Annotated in this window: 19 protein-coding genes; 9 read left to right on the forward strand and 10 right to left on the reverse strand. The window is 45.5% G+C overall.

All coding sequences use genetic code 11. The features are described 5' to 3' along the window. Nucleotides 1-885, reverse strand: coding sequence for a (2E,6E)-farnesyl diphosphate synthase (ispA, locus tag Q1A70_RS06810; RefSeq protein WP_299688302.1), 885 nt, complete (start codon nucleotides 883-885; stop codon nucleotides 1-3). Nucleotides 886-905: 20 nt separating this feature from the next. Further along, on the reverse strand, nucleotides 906-1,148 hold the full coding sequence (xseB, locus tag Q1A70_RS06815; RefSeq protein WP_086048875.1) for an exodeoxyribonuclease VII small subunit: 243 nt from the start codon (nucleotides 1,146-1,148) through the stop codon (nucleotides 906-908). A gap of 296 nt (nucleotides 1,149-1,444) precedes the next feature. On the opposite strand from xseB, the gene pomA reads away from it, so the two are divergent. The 7 genes from pomA to rlmM all read left to right on the forward strand — a co-directional run bounded on the left by pomA (nucleotide 1,445) and on the right by rlmM (nucleotide 8,472). After that, nucleotides 1,445-2,209 carry a flagellar motor protein PomA gene (gene pomA / locus Q1A70_RS06820; RefSeq protein ID WP_299688307.1) on the forward strand — a complete coding sequence of 255 codons (765 nt, stop codon included), beginning with the start codon at nucleotides 1,445-1,447 and terminating at the stop codon, nucleotides 2,207-2,209. An 11-nt stretch (nucleotides 2,210-2,220) separates the two neighbouring features. Beyond that, nucleotides 2,221-3,168 carry a flagellar motor protein MotB gene (locus Q1A70_RS06825; protein ID WP_299688310.1) on the forward strand — a complete coding sequence of 316 codons (948 nt, stop codon included), beginning with the start codon at nucleotides 2,221-2,223 and terminating at the stop codon, nucleotides 3,166-3,168. 360 nt (nucleotides 3,169-3,528) lie between these two features. Continuing rightward, nucleotides 3,529-4,977 carry a tRNA uracil 4-sulfurtransferase ThiI gene (gene thiI, locus Q1A70_RS06830; protein ID WP_299688313.1) on the forward strand — a complete coding sequence of 483 codons (1,449 nt, stop codon included), beginning with the start codon at nucleotides 3,529-3,531 and terminating at the stop codon, nucleotides 4,975-4,977. Nucleotides 4,978-5,471: 494 nt separating this feature from the next. Then, nucleotides 5,472-6,380 carry a transcriptional regulator GcvA gene (locus tag Q1A70_RS06835; RefSeq protein WP_299688316.1) on the forward strand — a complete coding sequence of 303 codons (909 nt, stop codon included), beginning with the start codon at nucleotides 5,472-5,474 and terminating at the stop codon, nucleotides 6,378-6,380. Continuing rightward, on the forward strand, nucleotides 6,373-6,996 hold the full coding sequence (locus tag Q1A70_RS06840; RefSeq protein ID WP_299688319.1) for an alpha/beta fold hydrolase: 624 nt from the start codon (nucleotides 6,373-6,375) through the stop codon (nucleotides 6,994-6,996). Before Q1A70_RS06835 ends, Q1A70_RS06840 begins: the two co-directional genes overlap by 8 nt. Continuing rightward, nucleotides 6,986-7,384: a DUF423 domain-containing protein gene (locus tag Q1A70_RS06845; protein ID WP_299688322.1), complete on the forward strand. Its 399-nt coding sequence runs from the start codon at nucleotides 6,986-6,988 to the stop codon at nucleotides 7,382-7,384. The genes Q1A70_RS06840 and Q1A70_RS06845 overlap by 11 nt, the downstream gene beginning before the upstream one ends. Next, nucleotides 7,381-8,472, forward strand: coding sequence for a 23S rRNA (cytidine(2498)-2'-O)-methyltransferase RlmM (gene rlmM, locus Q1A70_RS06850; protein WP_041472883.1), 1,092 nt, complete (start codon nucleotides 7,381-7,383; stop codon nucleotides 8,470-8,472). The genes Q1A70_RS06845 and rlmM overlap by 4 nt, the downstream gene beginning before the upstream one ends. A gap of 160 nt (nucleotides 8,473-8,632) precedes the next feature. Here rlmM and xni read toward each other — a convergent pair whose 3' ends face one another. From xni to queF, 5 genes are all read right to left on the reverse strand, one after another. Next, nucleotides 8,633-9,406, reverse strand: a complete 774-nt coding sequence (xni, locus tag Q1A70_RS06855; protein ID WP_299688328.1) for a flap endonuclease Xni — start codon at nucleotides 9,404-9,406, stop codon at nucleotides 8,633-8,635. Between the two features lie 104 nt (nucleotides 9,407-9,510). Further along, nucleotides 9,511-10,878: a nucleotide 5'-monophosphate nucleosidase PpnN gene (gene ppnN, locus Q1A70_RS06860; RefSeq protein WP_299688331.1), complete on the reverse strand. Its 1,368-nt coding sequence runs from the start codon at nucleotides 10,876-10,878 to the stop codon at nucleotides 9,511-9,513. 210 nt (nucleotides 10,879-11,088) lie between these two features. After that, complete coding sequence (locus Q1A70_RS06865; RefSeq protein ID WP_299688334.1) at nucleotides 11,089-12,654, reverse strand: GGDEF domain-containing protein; 1,566 nt, start codon at nucleotides 12,652-12,654, stop codon at nucleotides 11,089-11,091. A 117-nt stretch (nucleotides 12,655-12,771) separates the two neighbouring features. After that, nucleotides 12,772-15,030 (reverse strand): tetratricopeptide repeat protein, encoded by a 2,259-nt coding sequence (locus Q1A70_RS06870; RefSeq protein ID WP_299688337.1) that lies wholly within the window; start codon nucleotides 15,028-15,030, stop codon nucleotides 12,772-12,774. 58 nt (nucleotides 15,031-15,088) lie between these two features. Beyond that, nucleotides 15,089-15,934 (reverse strand): NADPH-dependent 7-cyano-7-deazaguanine reductase QueF, encoded by an 846-nt coding sequence (queF, locus tag Q1A70_RS06875; RefSeq protein WP_299688340.1) that lies wholly within the window; start codon nucleotides 15,932-15,934, stop codon nucleotides 15,089-15,091. 131 nt (nucleotides 15,935-16,065) lie between these two features. Between queF and syd the strand changes: the two genes are divergently transcribed. Then, a complete protein-coding gene (syd, locus tag Q1A70_RS06880; protein WP_299688343.1) occupies nucleotides 16,066-16,611 on the forward strand; it encodes a SecY-interacting protein in 546 nt (181 codons plus the stop codon). Between the two features lie 4 nt (nucleotides 16,612-16,615). Then, a complete protein-coding gene (locus tag Q1A70_RS06885; RefSeq protein WP_299688346.1) occupies nucleotides 16,616-17,392 on the forward strand; it encodes a Zn-ribbon-containing protein in 777 nt (258 codons plus the stop codon). A gap of 123 nt (nucleotides 17,393-17,515) precedes the next feature. On the opposite strand, the gene Q1A70_RS06890 is transcribed toward Q1A70_RS06885, so the two are convergent. From Q1A70_RS06890 to metN, 3 genes are all read right to left on the reverse strand, one after another. Next, nucleotides 17,516-18,325 (reverse strand): MetQ/NlpA family lipoprotein, encoded by an 810-nt coding sequence (locus Q1A70_RS06890; RefSeq protein WP_299688348.1) that lies wholly within the window; start codon nucleotides 18,323-18,325, stop codon nucleotides 17,516-17,518. A gap of 66 nt (nucleotides 18,326-18,391) precedes the next feature. After that, nucleotides 18,392-19,075: a methionine ABC transporter permease gene (locus Q1A70_RS06895; RefSeq protein ID WP_299688351.1), complete on the reverse strand. Its 684-nt coding sequence runs from the start codon at nucleotides 19,073-19,075 to the stop codon at nucleotides 18,392-18,394. Further along, nucleotides 19,065-20,099, reverse strand: coding sequence for a methionine ABC transporter ATP-binding protein MetN (metN, locus tag Q1A70_RS06900; protein ID WP_299688354.1), 1,035 nt, complete (start codon nucleotides 20,097-20,099; stop codon nucleotides 19,065-19,067). Before metN ends, Q1A70_RS06895 begins: the two co-directional genes overlap by 11 nt. Between the last annotated feature and the right edge of the window lie 115 nt (nucleotides 20,100-20,214).

Here is a 20,214-nt window from a genome sequence, read left to right on the forward strand (position 1 = left end):
TTAGTTCTTGCGCTCGATGATGTATCGGGCGAACTCTTCGAGTGACTGGGTATTGTATGGGATCGCCGCCAAAGCTTGAAGCGCTTCCTGTAGTAGAGCGTGCGCTTTTTGTTGAGCGCCCTCTAAACCTAACAAAGAAGGGTAGGTGCTTTTGTTTAATTCTTGGTCAGAACCCTGTGGTTTACCCAACGTTTCAGTATCGCTAGTGATATCTAAAATATCATCTTGCACCTGGAATGCTAATCCAATGGCATCGGCGTACTTGTCTAATTGAGGCATCACTTCAAACGCTTTTTCGCCAGCAGAAAGAGCACCTAAACGAATCGCACATTTCATTAGCGCACCGGTTTTATTGCGGTGTACTTCCTCTAATTCTTCTAGCGTGATAGAGCGATTTTCAGCTTCAATATCAAGCGCTTGACCAATGCACATACCTTGTGCCCCTGAGGCTTCGGCTAGGCGTTGAATCATTCGCACACGGTTGCTTTCGCCATCGCTACTTAATGAGCCTTCCGCAAGTATAGTAAACGCGAGAGTTTGTAGCGCATCGCCCGTTAAAATAGCCGTTGCTTCATCGAATTTTATGTGGCAAGTCTGATGACCACGACGCAGTTCGTCATCATCCATTGCTGGAAGGTCGTCGTGGATAAGAGAATAGGCATGAATACATTCGATTGCAGAGGCCGGAGTATCGAGCTCTTTTGCGCTGCAGCCAAGCATTTCCCCGGTAATGTAGACAAGAAATGGGCGTGCGCGTTTGCCGCCTAACAGCAACCCATAACGCATCGCGTTGATCAGGTTCTGATTTTGGTGTGGCAGCTGATCAAGCCAAAGGTTCAGTTGCTCGTTATTACGTGCTTGATAAGACAATAAAGTCTCGATCATAGGGGATCTCATACAATTCGTTATTCTGGTTGTGGGTTAAAGTCACTCAGTTCTGCATTTTCATCATTGTGCAGTAGAATGCTAACACGTTGTTCAGCATCGTTTAGTTTGCTTTGACCAGCACGAGCGAGGGAGATGCCTCGTTCGAACTTTTTCAGCGCATCATCTAAGGCTAGATCACCATTCTCAAGTTGATCAACCAAGCCATCAAGCTCTTCGATTGCTGCTTCAAAGCTCATATTTTCAGGTTTCTTAGTAGCCATAATAAATCTGCGTTTGGAAAGATGAACGAACGTTACCCTAGGCTACTGATATGGTCAAATGTAACCAAGAAATTTTACTAGAAAGTGCGCTTTTAAGGAGCTTGAAGTCATTTTCATCGAATAACCCTACCTCCATCGAGTTTATGATGGACTGATAAGGGTAAAGCGGCGAATAGTTGAGATTGTAAAACCAAAAGTGTGATACTTAATCCAAGAATTTACTAAAAGATCTTATCGTCTTGCCGATAAGAAGGTTATCGTCGACGTAGGACTACAAAAAGCATGAGGAGTGCTCAGTGGATTTAGCAACCCTAATAGGTTTGATTGGTGGATTTGCCTTTGTAATCATGGCCATGATCCTAGGTGGAAGCCTCGGGATGTTTTATGACACGACATCTATTTTGATCGTAGTTGGTGGTTCAACCTTTGTGGTTCTGATGAAGTTCACCATGGGGCAGTTCTTTGGCGCTGCGAAAATCGCCGGCAAAGCCTTTATGTTCAAAGCCGATGAGCCTGAAGACCTTATCGCTAAAGTGGTAGAGATGGCAGATGCAGCGCGTAAAGGTGGCTTCCTAGCACTTGAAGAGATGGAAATTAGCAACAGCTTTATGCAAAAGGGTATCGACCTATTGGTGGATGGCCACGATGGTGATGTGGTGCGTGCCGCATTGCAAAAAGACATCGCACTGACCACCGAACGCCATGAGCAGGGGGCAAAAGTGTTCTCCGCCTTTGGTGATGTTTCTCCCGCAATGGGGATGATCGGTACCTTGGTCGGTTTGGTTGCGATGCTTTCGAACATGGATGATCCAAAAGCGATTGGCCCTGCTATGGCAGTGGCACTTTTGACGACCCTGTACGGCGCAATCCTTTCGAATATGGTGTTCTTCCCAATTGCAGACAAACTTGCACTGCGTCGTGATCAAGAGACGCTGAATCGTCGTTTGGTGATGGATGGTGTGCTTGCCATTCAAGATGGTCAAAACCCACGAGTGATTGACGGCTACCTGAAGAGCTACCTAAACGAAGGTAAGCGTTCGATTGATGGTGAAACTGCTTAAGGGGAATAACGATGGATGAAGACAATCCATGTAAATGTCCCCCTCCGGGTTTACCACAATGGATGGGAACATTTGCTGATTTGATGTCACTGCTGATGTGTTTCTTTGTATTGCTGCTCTCGTTTTCTGAGATGGACGTATTGAAGTTTAAACAGATCGCGGGTTCAATGAAATTTGCGTTTGGTGTACAAAACCGCTTAGAAGTAAAAGATATCCCGAAAGGGACAAGCATCATTGCCCAAGAGTTTCGTCCGGGTCGTCCTGAGCCGACACCGATTGATGTGATCATGCAGCAGACTATTGATATTACTCAGCAAACACTGGAGTTTCATGAAGGTGAATCTGAGCGAGCGAGCGGCACGATGCGTGACCAAGGTAAGATGACGGGCGGTAAGTCGCCAGAGGTGTCGACTCACGATAATCAAAACTCCGAGTCAGACCAACAGCAACAGCAAGCCGAAGCTCAATCGCAAGAGATGGAAACCTTGATGGAGAGTATAAAAAAGGCACTGGAGCGAGAGATCGATCAAGGCGCTATTGAGGTGGAAAATCTTGGCCAACAGATTGTGATTCGAATTCGTGAGAAGGGTGCATTCCCATCCGGTTCTGCTTTCTTACAGCCTAAGTTCCGCCCATTGGTACGGCAGGTCGCCGAGTTAGTCAAAGATGTGCCGGGCATTGTTCGAATCTCAGGGCACACCGATAATCAACGCCTTGATTCAGAGCTTTACCGCTCTAATTGGGACTTGTCATCACAGCGAGCGGTATCTGTTGCTCAAGAGATGGAAAAGGTGCGCGGATTCTCTCATCAACGTTTAAGAGTACGTGGTATGGCTGACACAGAGCCTGTAGAGCCGAATGATACTGAATGGCAACGTAGCCTCAATCGCCGTGTCGAAATTAGCATTATGCAGGGCCAACCTATGTACAGTGATGAAGTGCCAGTTATTGGTCAATAGCAGGCTGAGAACTGGCAAGTTGCATCAAGAGATAACACATGAGTATGTAGCGCCCCATTCATTGGCACATCGATAGCGTAAAAAGCTCAACCTTATGATGAGGTTGGGCTTTTTGTTTGCGGCTCTTTAAACATGCTCTCTGCGGAATTTATGTCGTTGCGAAACCTGCAACTTTTAATGACAAGCGGTTTAATGAGGGTGTTAAAGCAAGCACTCTTTTCCTTGTTTCACTTTCTCATGTATAATTCGCGCCCTTAGATTTAGATATGATCTATTCTTGCTTAAAGTGCTGTGTGAATTTTCTAATTTGCTTGGCGAAGAGCGTTTTCAAAATTTGAACATTAATGTTGTGAAAGTACTATGAAATTTATTGTTAAGCCCCATCCGGAAATTTTTGTAAAAAGTGAATCGGTGCGTAAGCGCTTCACAAGGATTCTAGAGTGCAACATTCGTAACGTTATCCAACGTCGCTGTGAAAGTGTTGCGGTATTCAACCGTCGCGATCATATCGAAGTGACGTCTGAGAGTGATCAGTACCACGCAGAAGTGTTAGAGGCTCTGACTCATACGCCTGGTATTCACCACTCCCTAGAAGTGCAGCAGTCTGAATTCAAAGACTTGCATGATATTTACGAGCAAGTACTAGAACGTAGCCGTGCTGACATTGAAGGTAAGACTTTCTCTGTTCGTGCTAAGCGTCGTGGTAAGCATGACTTTACGTCTATTGAACTTGAACGCTACGTAGGCGGCGGTCTAAACCAAGCGGTTGAGTCAGCTAAAGTTCGACTTAAGAACCCTGATGTAACCGTTAAGGTTGAAGTGGCGAATGACAAACTTAACCAAGTTCTTGCTCGCCATAAAGGCCTAGGTGGCTTCCCTCTTGGTACTCAAGAAGACCTACTCAGCTTGATCTCTGGCGGCTTTGACTCTGGCGTTTCAAGCTACCTACACATCAAGCGTGGTTCTAAGGTTCACTACTGTTTCTTCAATCTTGGTGGTCCTGCGCACGAGATTGGCGTTAAGCAAGTGGCTCACTACCTATGGAATAAATACGGCTCATCGGCAAAGGTGAAGTTCATTTCTGTAGACTTTGAACCCGTGGTTGCTGAAATCCTTGAGAATGTAGAAGACGGCCAAATGGGCGTGGTTCTAAAGCGTATGTTCATGCGTGCTGGTGGTATGGTTGCAGAGCGTTTCGGTATTGAAGCGCTAGTAACGGGTGAAGCACTGGGTCAGGTTTCTAGCCAAACGCTAACTAACCTGCGCCATATTGATAACGTGACAGATACTTTGATTCTTCGTCCACTTATCAACTGGGACAAAGAAGACATCATTGATCTTTCTCGTATCATCGGTACGGAAGACTTCGCTAAAGTCATGCCTGAGTACTGTGGTGTTATCTCTAAAAAGCCAACAGTAAAAGCGAAGAAAGGCAAACTGGAAGCAGAAGAAGCGAAGTTTAACTTTGAAGTGCTGGATCAAGTGATTGAGAACGCTCGTGTTATGGATATCCGTGACATTGAGAAAGAGAGCCAAGAGCAAGCACCAGAAGTTGAACAAGTTCAAGCTGTTGCTGAGCACGCTATCGTTCTTGATATCCGCAGCCCAGATGAAGAAGACGAAAGCCCGCTAGAGATAGAGGGTGTTGAAATTAAACATATCCCATTCTTCAAGCTTTCGACTCAGTTTGGTGACCTAGACCAAACAAAAGAGTACTTGCTGTACTGTGACCGTGGTGTCATGAGCCGCTTACAAGCGCTTTACCTGCAAGAGCAAGGTTTCCACAACGTTAAGGTTTACCGCCCATAGTGGTGTGAAGCTCCATCGTTGAAGATTTAGCAAAACCGTTTACTGAAAAGTAAGCGGTTTTTTATTGCTTATAGATACCGTTGCAGTGATGATTTTAGATCTTGTGTAAGAGGGCGATAGCGGCTGAAAAATAATGGAGATCAATTAGCCTAGCTATTGATAAAGCGGCGGCTGTTTTTCTTTGGGCATAAAAAAACACCGCCCAATAAGGCGGTGCAAACAAATTTGACAGACAGGTCAAAATAACTACAGGAAGTAGATGTTTCGTTTCAGTATCGAACCGCAACAAAACATTTGGTAGAACTCTACCCAACTCGAAAAGTACGAGTTTGCAAACACAACATCGCAGAAACTATACCAATTGATTCTAGAGAGAGCCAAGCCGTTCAGGATAACTACTGCGGAACGAAATATAGAATTTATCTAGCCGCTAGGCAATCGACAAATTATAATGTTTCGGACAAAAAAAACTAATGCTTATTTAGAGAGTAACTATGTCTCGTCGATTACCCCCATTAAACTCGTTAAGAGTGTTTGAAGCCGCAGCTCGACATTTGAGCTTTACCCGTGCTGCGGAAGAGTTGTTTGTTACTCAAGCTGCGGTGAGCCATCAGATAAAAGCACTGGAAGAGTTTTTAGCTTTGAAGCTGTTTCGCCGTAGAAACCGCTCTTTATTACTGACTGAAGAAGGCCAAAGCTACTTCTTAGATATTAAAGATATCTTCACATCCCTTTCGGAGGCGACGGACAAAGTGCTGGAGCGCAGCGAGAAGGGCGCGTTGACCATCAGTTTGCCACCAAGCTTTGCGATTCAGTGGTTAGTACCAAGGCTTGCTGATTTCAATCAACAAGAGCCAGATATCGATGTACGTATCAAGGCGGTTGATATGGATGAAGGATCACTGACCGATGACGTAGACGTCGCCATCTATTATGGCCGAGGTAATTGGTCGGGCTTAAGGGCTGATAAACTTTATCAAGAATACCTGATCCCTCTCTGCTCTCCTTCTGTGTTGCTTGGGGATAAACCATTAGAATCTCTAAGTGATTTAGCATGCCATACGTTATTACATGATACCTCTCGCAAAGATTGGAAACAGTTCGCCAAACAAAATGATATCGATGGGGTTAACGTTAACCATGGCCCGATTTTTAGCCATTCGACCATGGTGTTGCAAGCCGCTGCGCACGGTCAAGGTATCGCACTGGGTAATAACGTATTGGCTCGACCAGAAATAGAGGCTGGTCGCTTGATAGCGCCGTTTGATGAGGTGTTAGTCAGCAAGAATGCCTTCTATGTGGTGTGCCATGAAAAACAAGCCGACATGGGGCGTATCGCGACTTTCCGTGACTGGATGCTGGCTAAAGCACAAAGCGAGCAAGAGGATCTGCTTGATGAATAATGTCATCATTGATGGGGAAAACAATCCCATTACCTTTATCTTTGCCCATGGTGCTGGCGCAGGTATGGATCATGAGTTCATGCAATCGGTGGCGACTGGGTTAGCATTGAAAGGGGTACGCGTTATCCGCTTTAATTTCCCTTACATGATCAAGCGAGCTGAAGACGGTAAGCGTCGCCCGCCTGACAGAGCCCCTAAGCTGCTTGACGCTTACCAAGAGGTTATTGAGCAGGTTGATGCCGACAAGCTTGTGATTGGTGGTAAGTCGATGGGAGGGCGTATGGCGAGCCATTTGTCTGAAGTTGATAAGGTGGCAGCCATGGCGTGTTTAGGCTTTCCTTTCCACCCTCCGGGCAAGCCTGAAAAATATAAAGGCGAGCATCTGGCTGAGCTGCAAAAGCCGTGTCTTATTTTACAAGGTGAACGCGATACCTTTGGTAAGCGTGAAGAGTTTGCTGATTTCGACCTGTCTGATTCTATCCATGTTGAGTTTATCCCCGACGGCGACCACAGCTTTAAGCCTCGAAAGAGCTCCGGTTACACAGAGCAGCAGAATATTGCGTTAATCGTTGAGAAACTGTCGGCGTTTATCAAAGAGGTGCTCAATGAGAAGTAAGTATTTACTCACATTTGCCGGCATCTCAGGCGCGATTGCGGTGATGCTTGGCGCCTTTGCTGCTCATGGCTTGAAAACTATTTTGCCTGAATATTTGCTAGGCGTGTTTGAGACAGGTGTTCAGTATCAGTTTACCCACACCTTGGTGATATTGGCCTGCGGCGTACTGCTACAGATGAAACTTGGCGCTAAATCACAAAAATATTTTTTCATTGCGGCAATTTGCTTTATCATCGGCATCCTTTGTTTTAGTGGCAGCCTGTATGGCTTGGCACTGACAGGAATAAAATGGTTTGGCCCTATCACTCCGTTTGGTGGTCTACTATTTATCATTGGTTGGGGAGTTTTCTCCTTCGCTGCTTTGAATATAAAAGAGGTAACTCAGTGAAACACGTACTACTTTATTGTCGCTCTGGTTTTGAAAAAGAATGTGCTGGCGAAATTCAAGACAAGGCAACACAACTGGAAGTGTTTGGTTTTCCTCGCCTAAAGAACAATACTGGCTTTGTATTGTTTGAATGTTACCAAGCTGGCGAAGCGGACAAGTTGATTAAAGAGATCGATTTCCAATCACTGATCTTTGCTCGTCAAATGCTGGCTGTTGCCGTTGAAATCAAAGATCTGCCAACCGACGACCGTATTTCTCCAATTCTTGAGGCGCTTTCTGAGAAAGAAGGTTTCCCCCGTTGTGGTGATATCCGTATCGAAACGCCAGATACTAACGAAGCAAAAGAGCTTTTGAAGTTCTGCCGTAAATTTACCGTACCAATGCGTCAAGCGATGCGCGGTAAAGGCTTGATGACAGCGAAAGATAACGCGAAGAAGCCTGTACTTCATTTATGCTTCATCGCTCCGGGTCACTGTTTTGTTGGTTACTCTTACCCAACCAATAACTCGCAGTTCTTTATGGGTATCCCTCGTCTGAAATTCCCATCAGATGCACCAAGCCGTTCTACATTGAAACTAGAAGAAGCCTTCCACGTTTTTATCCCTCGTGATGAGTGGGATGAGCGTCTGGCTCCGGGTATGTGGGGCGTTGATTTAGGTGCATGTCCAGGTGGTTGGACTTACCAATTGGTTAAGCGCTCGATGTTCGTTCACTGTGTGGACAACGGCATGATGGCAGACAGCCTAATGGAAACGGGTCAAATCAAGCACCACATGGTGGATGGCTTTAAGTTTGAACCCGACCGTAAGAACGTGACTTGGATTATTTGTGACATGGTCGAGAAACCAGCTCGTGTTGCACACCTGATGGGTGAGTGGATCATCAAAGGTTGGGCGAAAGAAGCGCTATTCAACCTTAAACTGCCAATGAAAGGCCGTTACGATGAAGTACTGCAAGATATCGAGAATCTAAAACAGTTTCTGATTGATAACAAAGTGAAGTTCAAGATGCAGGCTAAGCACTTGTACCATGACCGCGAAGAGATCACGGTTCATATTCAGTCGCTATCGAATATCTCGCCGTACTAATCCCTCGTCTTACTAGCATTTACGTTAGTGGCAGTGATAAAGAAAATGCTCCTATAAGGAGCATTTTTTGTCTTTGGCGTATAACGAAGGTTAGTGCTATTTAGACGGGTCAATGCGGTTTAGACAAATAAATACAAATAAATGAGGTTGATGACGTTAATTAAGACTGAGACTCGTAGCGAATATCTTGCAGGTTAAAGCCCAAATCAATGTCTGTTTTGAGTGCTGAGACTTGCTTGCATAGGCGGGCAGACTCAATATGTTCATCGAATTTCTTACGATACTTTTTCGGCAGGTCTTCTGCTTGGAATGCGGCCTCAATATTTGGGTAAGTGGTCAATATTTCTTTGGCAGCTTTAGGTCCGACTCCCGGAATGCCTGGCACTTGGCTAGAGCTGACGCCCGTTAAGCCCCAATAATCAGCAAGCTGCTCAGGCTTTACGCCAAATTCGGCTTCGATAAAAGGTTTATCTAGCCAACGGTGCTGAAAGTAGTCACGGATTTGTAGCGTTGGTGACAACAGTTGGCAATAGCCCTTATCTGTCGAGATGATGGTGACGGTTTCTCCGTGGTCAGCCACTTTCTTTGCCAGTGTTGCCACTAGATCATCCGCTTCATCACCATCAGACAGCAGTGAATCAATGCCTAACTCCCACCAAGCTTGTTGGATCGCATCAAGGCCTTTCATTAATGGTTCGGGCATTGGCTTGCGGTTTTGCTTGTAGGCAGGAAGGACTTCAGCGCGCCAGCCTCGATCTTGTAAATGATGATCAAACACCGCAATGATATGGGTTGGCTTTGATTCTTTTAAGATGCGATTAAGAGTTCGAGCAGTAGTGGTGATGGTTCTTGCAATATCGGTTGGGTCCGGCTGAGCAGAGTGTACGCGTCGGATGAGATTCAAGGCATCGATAATAACAAGATGGATAGACATAAGTTTCCACTAAATAGGCAATAAATAAGGGGCAGCTAGCCCCTTATAGTAACGTATCACTTGGTGAGTTGAAACGTTGGTGACGTAAACGTCATGACTTGTTGTTATTCGCTGCGAGGCATAATTTTATAGCAAGGCACGTAGTCCGTACTGCCTGGTAGTTTCATGCGATGTTGCTCAACAAAGTCATTCAGCAGTTGATCCATTTTGCTCATGAGGGCTGTGTCGCCATCAATTAGGAATGGGCCGTGTTGCTCTATCTCCAGAATCCCTTCAGCTTTGACATTGCCTGCAACAATGCCTGAAAACGCTTTCCGTAAATTAGCCGCGAGACTTTCGGTTTTTTGATCCATATGTAGGTCGAGCGCCGCCATAGATTCATGGGTCGGGTCGAAGGGCAGTTGGAACTCTGGCTCAATATGCAGTGACCAGTTGTAACTGTATGCATCGCCAATCTCTTTACGGTGAGAGCGCACATCAGGCATCGCTTGCTTCATAATTTTCGCAGCGCGTGCTGGATCATCAATCACGATCTCATAGTGCTTTTGAGCCTCTTCCCCTAAGGTCTCACCGATGAATTTATCGATAGATCGGAAATAATCCTCACTCTCTTTTGAGCCGGTTAACACAATCGGCATTGGTTGGTCGGCGTTATTCGGGTGCATCATGATCCCTAATATATACAGTAGTTCTTCAGCCGTACCGGGGCCTCCAGGGAAGATGATAATGCCATGTGCCATACGAACAAATGCTTCAAGGCGCTTTTCGATATCAGGCATGATTACCAGTTCGTTCACGATCGGGTTGGGTGGCTCTGCAGCAATGATTGAAGGCTCGGTAAGTCCCAAGTAACGATGATCGGTATAGCGCTGCTTAGCGTGACCAATGGCTGCCCCTTTCATTGGCCCTTCCATTGCTCCCGGTCCACATCCTGTACAGATGTTCAGTTCACGTAGACCAAGCTCATTACCCACTTCGCGAGTGTATTGGTATTCGTTGGCATTAATTGAGTGTCCCCCCCAGCATACGATCAGGTTAGGCTCGATGCCCGGTGTTAGTGCGCCTGCATTTCTTAAAATACCAAACACGAGGTTGGTAATGTGGGTGGCATTGGTGAGATTCAGTTTTTGGTTGTCTGCAAGGTGCATATTGACGTAGACAATGTCACGCAGCACTGAAAATAGGTGTTCTTGGATACCTTTAATGATTTCACCATCTACAAAGGCATGCTCTGGTGGATTGCTCAGTTCGAGCTTGATACCGCGCTCACGGCGCACCACTTCGACATCAAACGACTGATATTTGTCGAGCAACTCTTTGGAGTTGTCGGTGTGACTACCCGAGTTGAGCACCGCGAGTGTGCAGTTACGGTACAGTTGGTAAAGATCACTAGATGCGGTTTTCTTAAGGCGCTCAACTTCAAGTTGAGAGAGTAAATCCATGCTACCGGCTGGGCTGATATGAGTGATCATAGTGCCTCCTTGTTGAAAAGAGCAGGGGGACGTTAAGTTGACCCTCAGGCTCGAGAGTGGCAAGCAAACGTTGAAAGAGTTTGGTTAAAGGCGAGAGAGTTAACCATATACTTGTTAAGCGAATGTGAACTATTAGCTTAGCAAACCTTGAGGGAAATGGTATGTGATAAGTGTTCGAAAAAAATATAATAAACTAATTCTAGAAGTGACTTAGTGCCAAACCCGTTGGTTACTACCGCGTTGCTTTGCTTTGTTGAGTGTTTTATTGAGTCGTTCTAACACTTCTTCTGGTGTATCTGACTCTTTAAACTGAGTACTGGCAGCACACAAGGTGATCGTAATTTGTTGATCACGGAATTTAAAGGGCAAGCGACTCACTTGAGTCTGGATGTTTTGAATCACCTGATGACAATATTCATCGGTTTGCTCGGGCAGCAGTAAAATAAACTCTTCACCAGAAAAGCGTGCCACGGTATCGGTGGTACCGGCTTCTTTGGTAATGGTTCTTGCGATGATTTTGAGTGCTTTATCCCCGGCGGTATAACCAAAGCTATCGTTAATCGCTTTGAAATTGTCGATGTCGAGCAGTACAACTCGCAGTGAGTGTTGGGCACGGATCCAGCGGCGATACTCAAGCTCCAGGCGATCAGTGAAAGCGGTACGATTGTAGACCTTAGTCAATGGGTCGAGCAGCATCCGCTGAGCCTGATCTTCAAGGCGCTTACGGTAGTCTTGGGTCACTTCATAAAGTGAATCTAATTGAGTCTTGCCGTAACTCATTCGCTCTATCAGAGCTTGCTCTTTTTGCTCAGCATGATTGAGCCTTTCAGATAGAGAAGCAATCTCACTGAGCAGCGGGTTAATCGAGCGTTTAAGCGTATCAATGTCTTTCGCTTTATCGATCGACTCTTGGCTCTTGACTACCAAGCTACTGAGCTCAGAGTTAAGCCCTTGGCGGTGTTCAAAGTAGCTTTGGCTTTGATCGGCGTTTTGGTCTGCGGTCTTTATACTCGCAGATAACGAGGCATTGAGCTGAACAATAAAGTGTTCCGACTTTTTACGCTCTAAATTGGTGCCTTCAATAACCAGTTTCAGGATGTGCAGCGCCAACTCAAGTAGATTTTGCGAGGATGTGCCCAGCAGTAATTTTGCTCGAATATCGATCAGTAGATCGCCAGACTCACCTTCGAAGTCGAGTTCGGTGATCAGGTGTTGTAATTCTGTTGATAGCTCGGAAAGGAGTTCTTGCTCAGGAGATTGAGCCATGTCGGAAAAATGGGTGCGCGAGTTGTTGGCCATGATCTTGATGGCTCGCTCATAAATACTGAGCAACTTCATCGCATGGTCGACTTTTTGGCTGCCATTACACTCTGAGAAACTGAGTAAGTTTCTCAGATCGCGCTTTAACTGCGCCGGAAGCCCAGTGATGCGCTGTAGCGTTTCTCCGCTGTGCTTAATGCTATCGTCTAGATGTTCATTCTGTTTATCCATAGCCAATGTTTTCTGCTTGAGCATCCTTTCTAAAACAGCCAGTTGGGGGATCATTGAGCTAATGTCTTTCTGTTTTTCTAGCTCTTCCTTAAGGGCGATCAGATTGTTATCTAAATGGCTGTTCGTTCCAACGCAGGCATCACTTAAAGACGTCACGATACGTTTTAGAACTTTTTGTTCTCTGATGAACTTGAACGAAGTGTCCCTCTGAGTCAAGCGGCTTTGTTCCAACTGAAGTTTTAGTTGATGAAGCTGCGCTTGAATGTCTTTTTCGAGAGTGGCCATAGATATTAGATTAGCGCCGCGTAGTTCGACTACGATTATCGAGATGAAATGTCATTACAGCGATAATAACAAAACTGAAAATAAGGTCACCAACTGCCAGTGTTAATCGCCCTTAAACTAGCCATCTTTTAGCATTTTTTTGATATTGTCCTCATTCTGATATGAAGATTGTACTTTTATTAACCCTTGATTAATCGCATGTTTACATGCTTCTCTTATATTATCAGCCGCAAGACTCGCTGCGGGTGCATTGTCGATAGCCTTTAAGTACACCCATTGGCTGGTGCGCTCTTTAATGCTGATTTCACGTGCAAGATTGGTCGACATCAACAGCACATCCAGCAACTCTTGGTCGTTAATCGCCGTATAAGCGCGCGGCAGGAACGGGTAGTCTGCGATACCCATACGGATGGTTCGGTTGATATTGCGTTGCGTCTCGAAGCTCTCTATCCAAGATTGAATCTTTCTGAACATGACCTCAGGTGACGCATTTCGGTCGGAATTGGGTTCGATATACAGTAGATTCGCATCCGAAAAATGGTATATACGAGCCGGTCCTTCAAGCTTTGATTTTAGGAACTCACCAAAGGCACTTTCGAGTTCTAAACCAGCCTTGTAACCATTTTGGGTGTACATGTTGCGTAGGAACGGCAAATCAATCATCACGAAGCGTAAACGGTCGTTGAGCGGTTCGTGAATTAACTCCCCCAGTTGCCACTGTTCGAAGGTTTGGCTAGTTTGCTCTAAAGAATTTGAGAGTTTAGCATTGAGCATTCTCAAGTTCGGAAGCTTTGAGCGTGAGTGCGTAAAGAGGTCGGTACTCAGTGAATCGACTTTTTTGTCTAAGGTTTGGATCAGGTAACCTCGGCGCAGCACAAAGAAGAACAATATAACGCTGAACAAGAACAACGAAAACGCGATGTTCTGGAATTTACGATGTTCCAATTTATACTTCTCAAGCTCCTGCTCTTGACCAGAATAGTGCAACGTTTGCTCGGCAAATTCTTTCTGTTGGCGGAATGCATCTTGGCCAATTAAGTTGAGATTTTGCTGCTCCAAAGATACTAAATTGTTGTATTTTTTGAGGTTAGATAAAGCTTGCTGAGGGCGGCCGGTTTGTTCATAGCCGAACGAAAGTAATTGGTATGAAAGCTGAGACAAATGTATATCATCGACTTGACGAGATATCTCTAGGGCTCGTGTCGCATGCTCAATCACATGTTCGCCTTCTTGCATTTGATACGCTAGGCCAGCTGATAACAGCTCAGCGCGCGCTTGAAGATTTGGTATGTTATTTTTTTTCAGTAACTTAAGTGCGCGTGTTAGGTATTGTTCTGCCAGTGGATAGTTATACAGGCGTAAGTAAGTCGCTGATAAACTTAGACGGATATCAATGACTTGGTGTATATCTCGGTCGGTGCTTTCATGATCGAGGACGTTGAAAAAATACACCAGAGCAAGGTTGTATTTCCCTTGGGTATAATAGATATCCCCCATCTTTTTTAGCACTCTCGCTAAGATAGGAGAGCTTTCAAAGTTATCGTAAAAATCGGCAGCTTGCGATAGATGCTCTAGGGCCTTATCTAATATTTGTCGCTCTAGGAATAGTCTCGCGATCAAACGGTTGACCTTGGCCAGTCGTGAGCTCAAGTTGCCTTCTACTGATTTCCAATAAGCGTACAATAACTCGGATAGTGCATGGTTGTATTCCTGATGGGTTAGATAGAACTCACCGACAGCAATATGGTAGTCGATAGTGACTTTTTCAGAGTTGCGTTGTTCTAGATAGCGCTTTGCTTCTTGATAGTACAGCTCGGCCTCATCAATATTATTCTCATAAGAGGCAATTTCTGCTTTTAACATGACAAGGCGATAGGTGATGCCTTCTGCTAGGCGTAAGGTCTTATCTATCGACTCTAAATTCTCTTCGATGCTGCTGAGCTCTGTTTTGGCTGCTGATGACTGCCCGTCGCTTAGCCAAAGTAATCGAACTTTGAGGATTTTGAGGTCGATCTTGAGATACTCAAGATTATAAGTTTCAGCTAACTCAGAGGCTTGGTCTAGGTACTGAAGTGCCGCAAGAGTATCGCCAAGTCGGTATTCCGCTCTGGCTAAGATCTTATAGGCATCAATGCTGCTATTGGGTGTTCGGATTAATGACTCTGATTCTTCGCGAGAAATTGCTGAAGGTGTTTTATCGCTTTGATCTGAAAGGACACGCAGCGCTAGGTAGCTGTTTGCCATTTTTTTTGCTTGTCCCGGCTCAATCTCAACTACATTATTGGCTTCGTTAAGTAGCGCCGATGAGTACACCGACGCATTGACCGAGGTGCTTAAGCTGAAAATAAATAGGCTGACAACGTATAACCAACGCATTTTAATGTCCCTTTAAAGATGAGGTAGGTTCAAATAATTGTGGGTGGATCGTGCCTGATTATTGACGCGCCATACGTTTATTGTGACTTGGTCTATCTTGCTCTGTTGAACGATATGGGTTGATATCCAGACCACCACGACGCGTGTAACGAGCGAACACGGTTAGCTTCGATGGCGCACAGTATTTCATGATGTCAGTGAAGATGCGCTCAACACATTGTTCGTGGAATTCGTTGTGCTCACGGAAAGACACTAAATAGCGTAGCAGTGCTTCACGGTCTATCTGCTTACCTGAATATGCGATCTCAACGCTGCCCCAATCGGGTTGGTTAGTGATCAAACAGTTCGATTTCAATAGGTGGCTATGCAGAGTTTCTTCAACTTCGAGCTCGCCCGCTGCGCCTTCAAGCAGTGATGCTTCAAAGTCGTAGCTAGTGATTTGGATGTTTTGGTTGTCGATACAGTCACCTTCCATCGTCACGATAGGCTGGTTAGTGTAGTCGGTGACTGAGTTTACATTCACCATCACAGTTTCGCCTGCACATGCCGACAAATCTTGGGTCAGGCGCTCAGTGACTTGATCCCAGTTTTCAAATTGAGTCTGGTTGTAGCTGTTCAGATACAGCTTAAAAGATTTTGATTCGATTAAATTGGGGCTGGTTGCTGGGATGAAAACTTCACCGACAGCGACTTGTGGCAGGCCATTGGTGTTTAGCCACGAAAGCTCGTACATGGTCCAAATATCATGGCCAACAAAAGGCAACTCACCATTTAGTGCCAGATCATCACGATTAAGGCTGCGAGGTACTGGTTGCAATAAACTTGCATCGTATTGGTTAGAGTACTCAGTTTTTTGGCCAAGGGTTAAACCCGCTAGCTCTTTTGCGTCAGAATATTTGCTCATACTTTCGTTTCAAATTCGATTAGAATAGGGTCGATTTTACTGAATCCCTATTATCCTGTCATTAAGTCATCGCTTAATCGGTGCGGAAAGGGCTCGGATTCTATTTATTATTTTGTGTTTAGGAGATTTTCATGACTCAACGTGCTCAAGACGCACTCGGTTCTTTCAGTCAGCGATACGTTGACGCATGGCAACAGCACCACCAAAGCTTACCTCGCAACGAGGAGTTGGTGGGCATCGTATCGCCATGTGTAGAAGAAAAGAGCGGTGATGCCGTGTTATGGAAACACTATCCACGTGAGCAGCACGCGGATTTCAGCAATGTTGAAACCGGTATTGAGCTGACACTGCATGAAGACATTAAAATCTTCTACGGCGCACAATACAGCGCCGATATGAATGCGACCTTTGACGGTAATGAACTGACTCTGTTACAGATTTGGAGTGATGAAGACTTCGAATGCCTACAAGAAAACATCTTAGGTCACCTAGTGACTCAGCGCCGTTTGAAGCTAAAGCCTACGGTTTTCATCGCCGCGACCGATGCCGAGTTGGATGTTATCTCTATCTGTAACCTAACGGGTAACGTAATTTTGGAGCGCCTAGGCACCAAAAATCGTGATGTCTTGGCTGAGACATTGGCCGAGTTCTTAGAAAAGTTACAACCAGCGGTATAAATAGATGTACGTACTAGAACTGCAATTTGAGTGTTTTGATAATACAACGGTCAGCGCTGTCGACAAGGCGGTGAATGGCTTAATGGACGCACTGCGCTATAACGGACAAGTGTTAGGTCGTGAGTTTCCAATCGTGATGGGCGAAGGCGAGTTCTTCGTTCGCGTTGTGTGCCCGGAGCAAGACAGTTTGCATCCGCGCAATCACTCAGACTTTGTGAAAGTGTGTTTTGATCGCTTATCTAACGCGAGTTTACTTGCGCCTAAAATGCGTTTGCTAGGTAGAGATCTGAACTCAGAAGAAGTGGCAGAAGATGAAACGCCAAGCTGGCAGGTGTTATACACCACATTCGTGCATACCTGTTCGCCGCTGCGCAGTGGCGATAGCTTGCTACCAATCCCTTTGTATCGTAATCCACCGACATTCAATGGCGACCATAAAGCGGTATTGAAATGGCAGACAGAATGGCAAGCCTGTGATGAAGTACAAATGGGGGGAGGGTGTCGCGCTGAACACGCAACGCTAACCGAGATCAGTGATACTAAGAGTGTGCTGTTTAAACGCGGTTGGGGTCTAAGAGGGCGTATTGAATATCTGACTAAGGTGCCAACCTACTACTACCTATACCGTGTTGGTGGGATCAGCCTGAAAGATGAAAAAGAGCGTAAATGCCCGCAATGTGGGGGAGAATGGCTGCTTGATGCACCAATCCACGATATTTTCTATTTCAAGTGTGATGACTGCCGCTTGGTGTCAAACATCTCTTGGGATCACCTCAAGTAGTCGTATCCGAGTGCTCAGCGGGTCGAAGACAATAAAAAAGCCGATATGGACATATATCGGCTTTTTCGTTATTTGCGCATTAATTTCGTTACTAGCGTATCAATAGGGTGCAAATAGGGGAAGTTACCAACCTTTCACTAAGCCACCTTGGAAGATCTCATAAGCTGCGTTGTACACTTCTTCAGTTTGGTAAGCTTTAACGAAGTTCTGTACGTTTTCTGCGTTTAGGTTATCTTCACGAGAAACAATAAGGTTTACATATGGAGAGTCTTTATCTTCAACGAATACACCATCTTTTTGTGGAGTTAGGTTGATAGAGCTTGCGTATGTTGTGTTGATAACAGACAGAGCAACATCATCAAGCGAGCGTGGTAGTTGAGCTGCATCAAGTTCAACAATCGTGAGACTCTTTGGATTACTCACGATGTCACGTACCGTCGCTAGCAGACCTGCGCCTTCACGAAGCTCAATCAGGCCTTGCTGCTCAAGAAGCAATAGCGAACGACCTAGGTTAGTTGGATCGTTTGGTACCGCAATACGCGCGCCATCTTGCAGCTCGTCAATCGACTTGATTTCTTTTGAGTAGCCAGCAATTGGGTAAATAAATGAGTTACCAGCGATAGTTAGCTTGTAGCCACGGTCAGCCACTTGTTGATCTAGATACGGTGCATGTTGGAATGCGTTGATATCGATAGAGCCATCATCTAGGGCTGCGTTTGGTGTTACGTAATCGGTAAAAGTCACCAGTTCAACATCCAAACCGTACTGCTCTTTTGCGACTTTAGCAGCAACTTCTGCAACTTGTGCTTCAGCACCAGCTATCACGCCCACTTTTACTTTAGAAGTATCGACTTCTTTATCACCACAACCGGCTAGAACCAGCGCTGAAGCAGCAGCTGCGATAGTAAGTAAACCTTTAAGGCTAAATTTCATAATAATCTCCTTTTAATAAATCTATTTAATTTGCTTCAGATGACTCTAATCTTTATGTGTGAGTCTTTATCTGTGGTCAACACGGCGCACTAATGAATCACCGATTGATTGAATAATTTGTACTAGTACAATCAGCATTACTACCGTCACGGCCATGATGGTCACATCGTAGCGGTGGAATCCGTAGCGAATCGCCACATCACCTAAGCCACCACCACCAACGGTTCCAGCCATGGCTGAGTAGCTCACCAGAGTCACTAGCGTGATAGTGACGGAGTTAATGATCGTTGGCATGGCTTCAGGAAGCAGAACCTTGTTGATGATCTGAGTAGGTGTTGCGCCCATAGATTGAGCGGCTTCGACCAAACCTGATGGCACTTCAAGCAGTGCGCTTTCAATCAGTCGAGCAACAAATGGGATCGCACCGATGGTCAGTGGAACAATCGCGGCGGTCGTACCAATGAAGGTCCCGATCAGCATCTTAGTCAGTGGGATGATTGCGACCATCAATACCAAGAAAGGCACAGAACGACCGACATTGACAACCGCACCAAGAATCTTGTTGAGTTGAGTGTTTTCTAGTAGCCCACCTTTCTTGGTGGTGTGTAAAATCACGCCTAATGGGATACCGACGGCAAAACCAACAATGCCGGCAACCGCAACCATGTAAAGCGTTTCGCCAGTAGCGCCTAATAGAAGGTTTCCGTTAAGGCTGATCCAGTCAGCGATCTCATTGAAACTAAAGGACATAGCCAAGTACCTCTACTTTTACATTGTTGTCACGTAGGAATTGAATCGCCGCAGTATCATCGGATTCATTGCCGAATATCTCAGCCACCATCATGCCGAATTTTACACCGCCTGCGTAATCGAGGTCAGAGCTTAAGATACTGACATCGATATTGAACTTGCGAGCAATTTGCGTCATCAGCGGAGCATCAACCGTTGCTCCGGTAAACTCAAGACGCACCAATGGGTAGCTGCCGTATACGCGAGTTTCTTGCAAACGCGCTTGGTAATCTTCAGGGATAGAAAGGTCGAGCGTTGAACGAATGAACTGATGTGCAAGCTCTGTTTTAGGGTGGGCAAAGATCTCTCCCACCGTGCCTTTCTCTACCAGTTCGCCGCCGCCGATGATCGCAACTTCATGGCAGATGCTTTTAACCACATCCATCTCGTGCGTGATCAACAAGATAGTAATATTCAGCTTGCGGTTGATTTCACGCAGTAGCTCAAGGATTGATTGAGTGGTTGCCGGATCTAGGGCACTGGTCGCTTCATCACAAAGCAGGACTTTTGGATCTGACGCTAGCGCGCGAGCAATTGCGACACGCTGCTTCTGACCGCCGCTCAAGTTTGCAGGGTAGGTATCCCGCTTATCTGCAAGACCGACCAGTTTCAGTAACTCACTCACTTTCTTTTCTATTTGCGCTTTATCTTGACCAGCAAGCTCTAAAGGCAGTGCGACGTTGTTAAATACCGTACGAGAAGACAACAGATTGAAGTGCTGAAAAATCATGCCGATGTTACGGCGAGCTTCACTTAGCTCTGATTTGCTCAATTTGGTGAGGTCAATACCGTCAACAATCACTTCACCAGTGGTTGGGGCTTCCAACATATTCACACAACGAATCAGGGTACTTTTACCCGCACCTGAAGAACCGATGACGCCAAAGATTTGGCCTTGAGGGATGTGGAGGTTGATATCAATTAAGGCATTGATTTCTTTAGTGCCTTGATAAAAAACCTTGTTGACTTGATTCACTTTAATCATAGAGAAACTCGTGCAGGTAGAACAGAATAATATATCGATAGCTCGCTCGATTTACAGACGATGCTATGGTGTTCTATGATCTAAGTCAATAGATATTTTTACGTCTAGACGTCTA

This window comes from uncultured Vibrio sp. (assembly GCF_947488985.1).
Classification (GTDB): domain Bacteria; phylum Pseudomonadota; class Gammaproteobacteria; order Enterobacterales; family Vibrionaceae; genus Vibrio.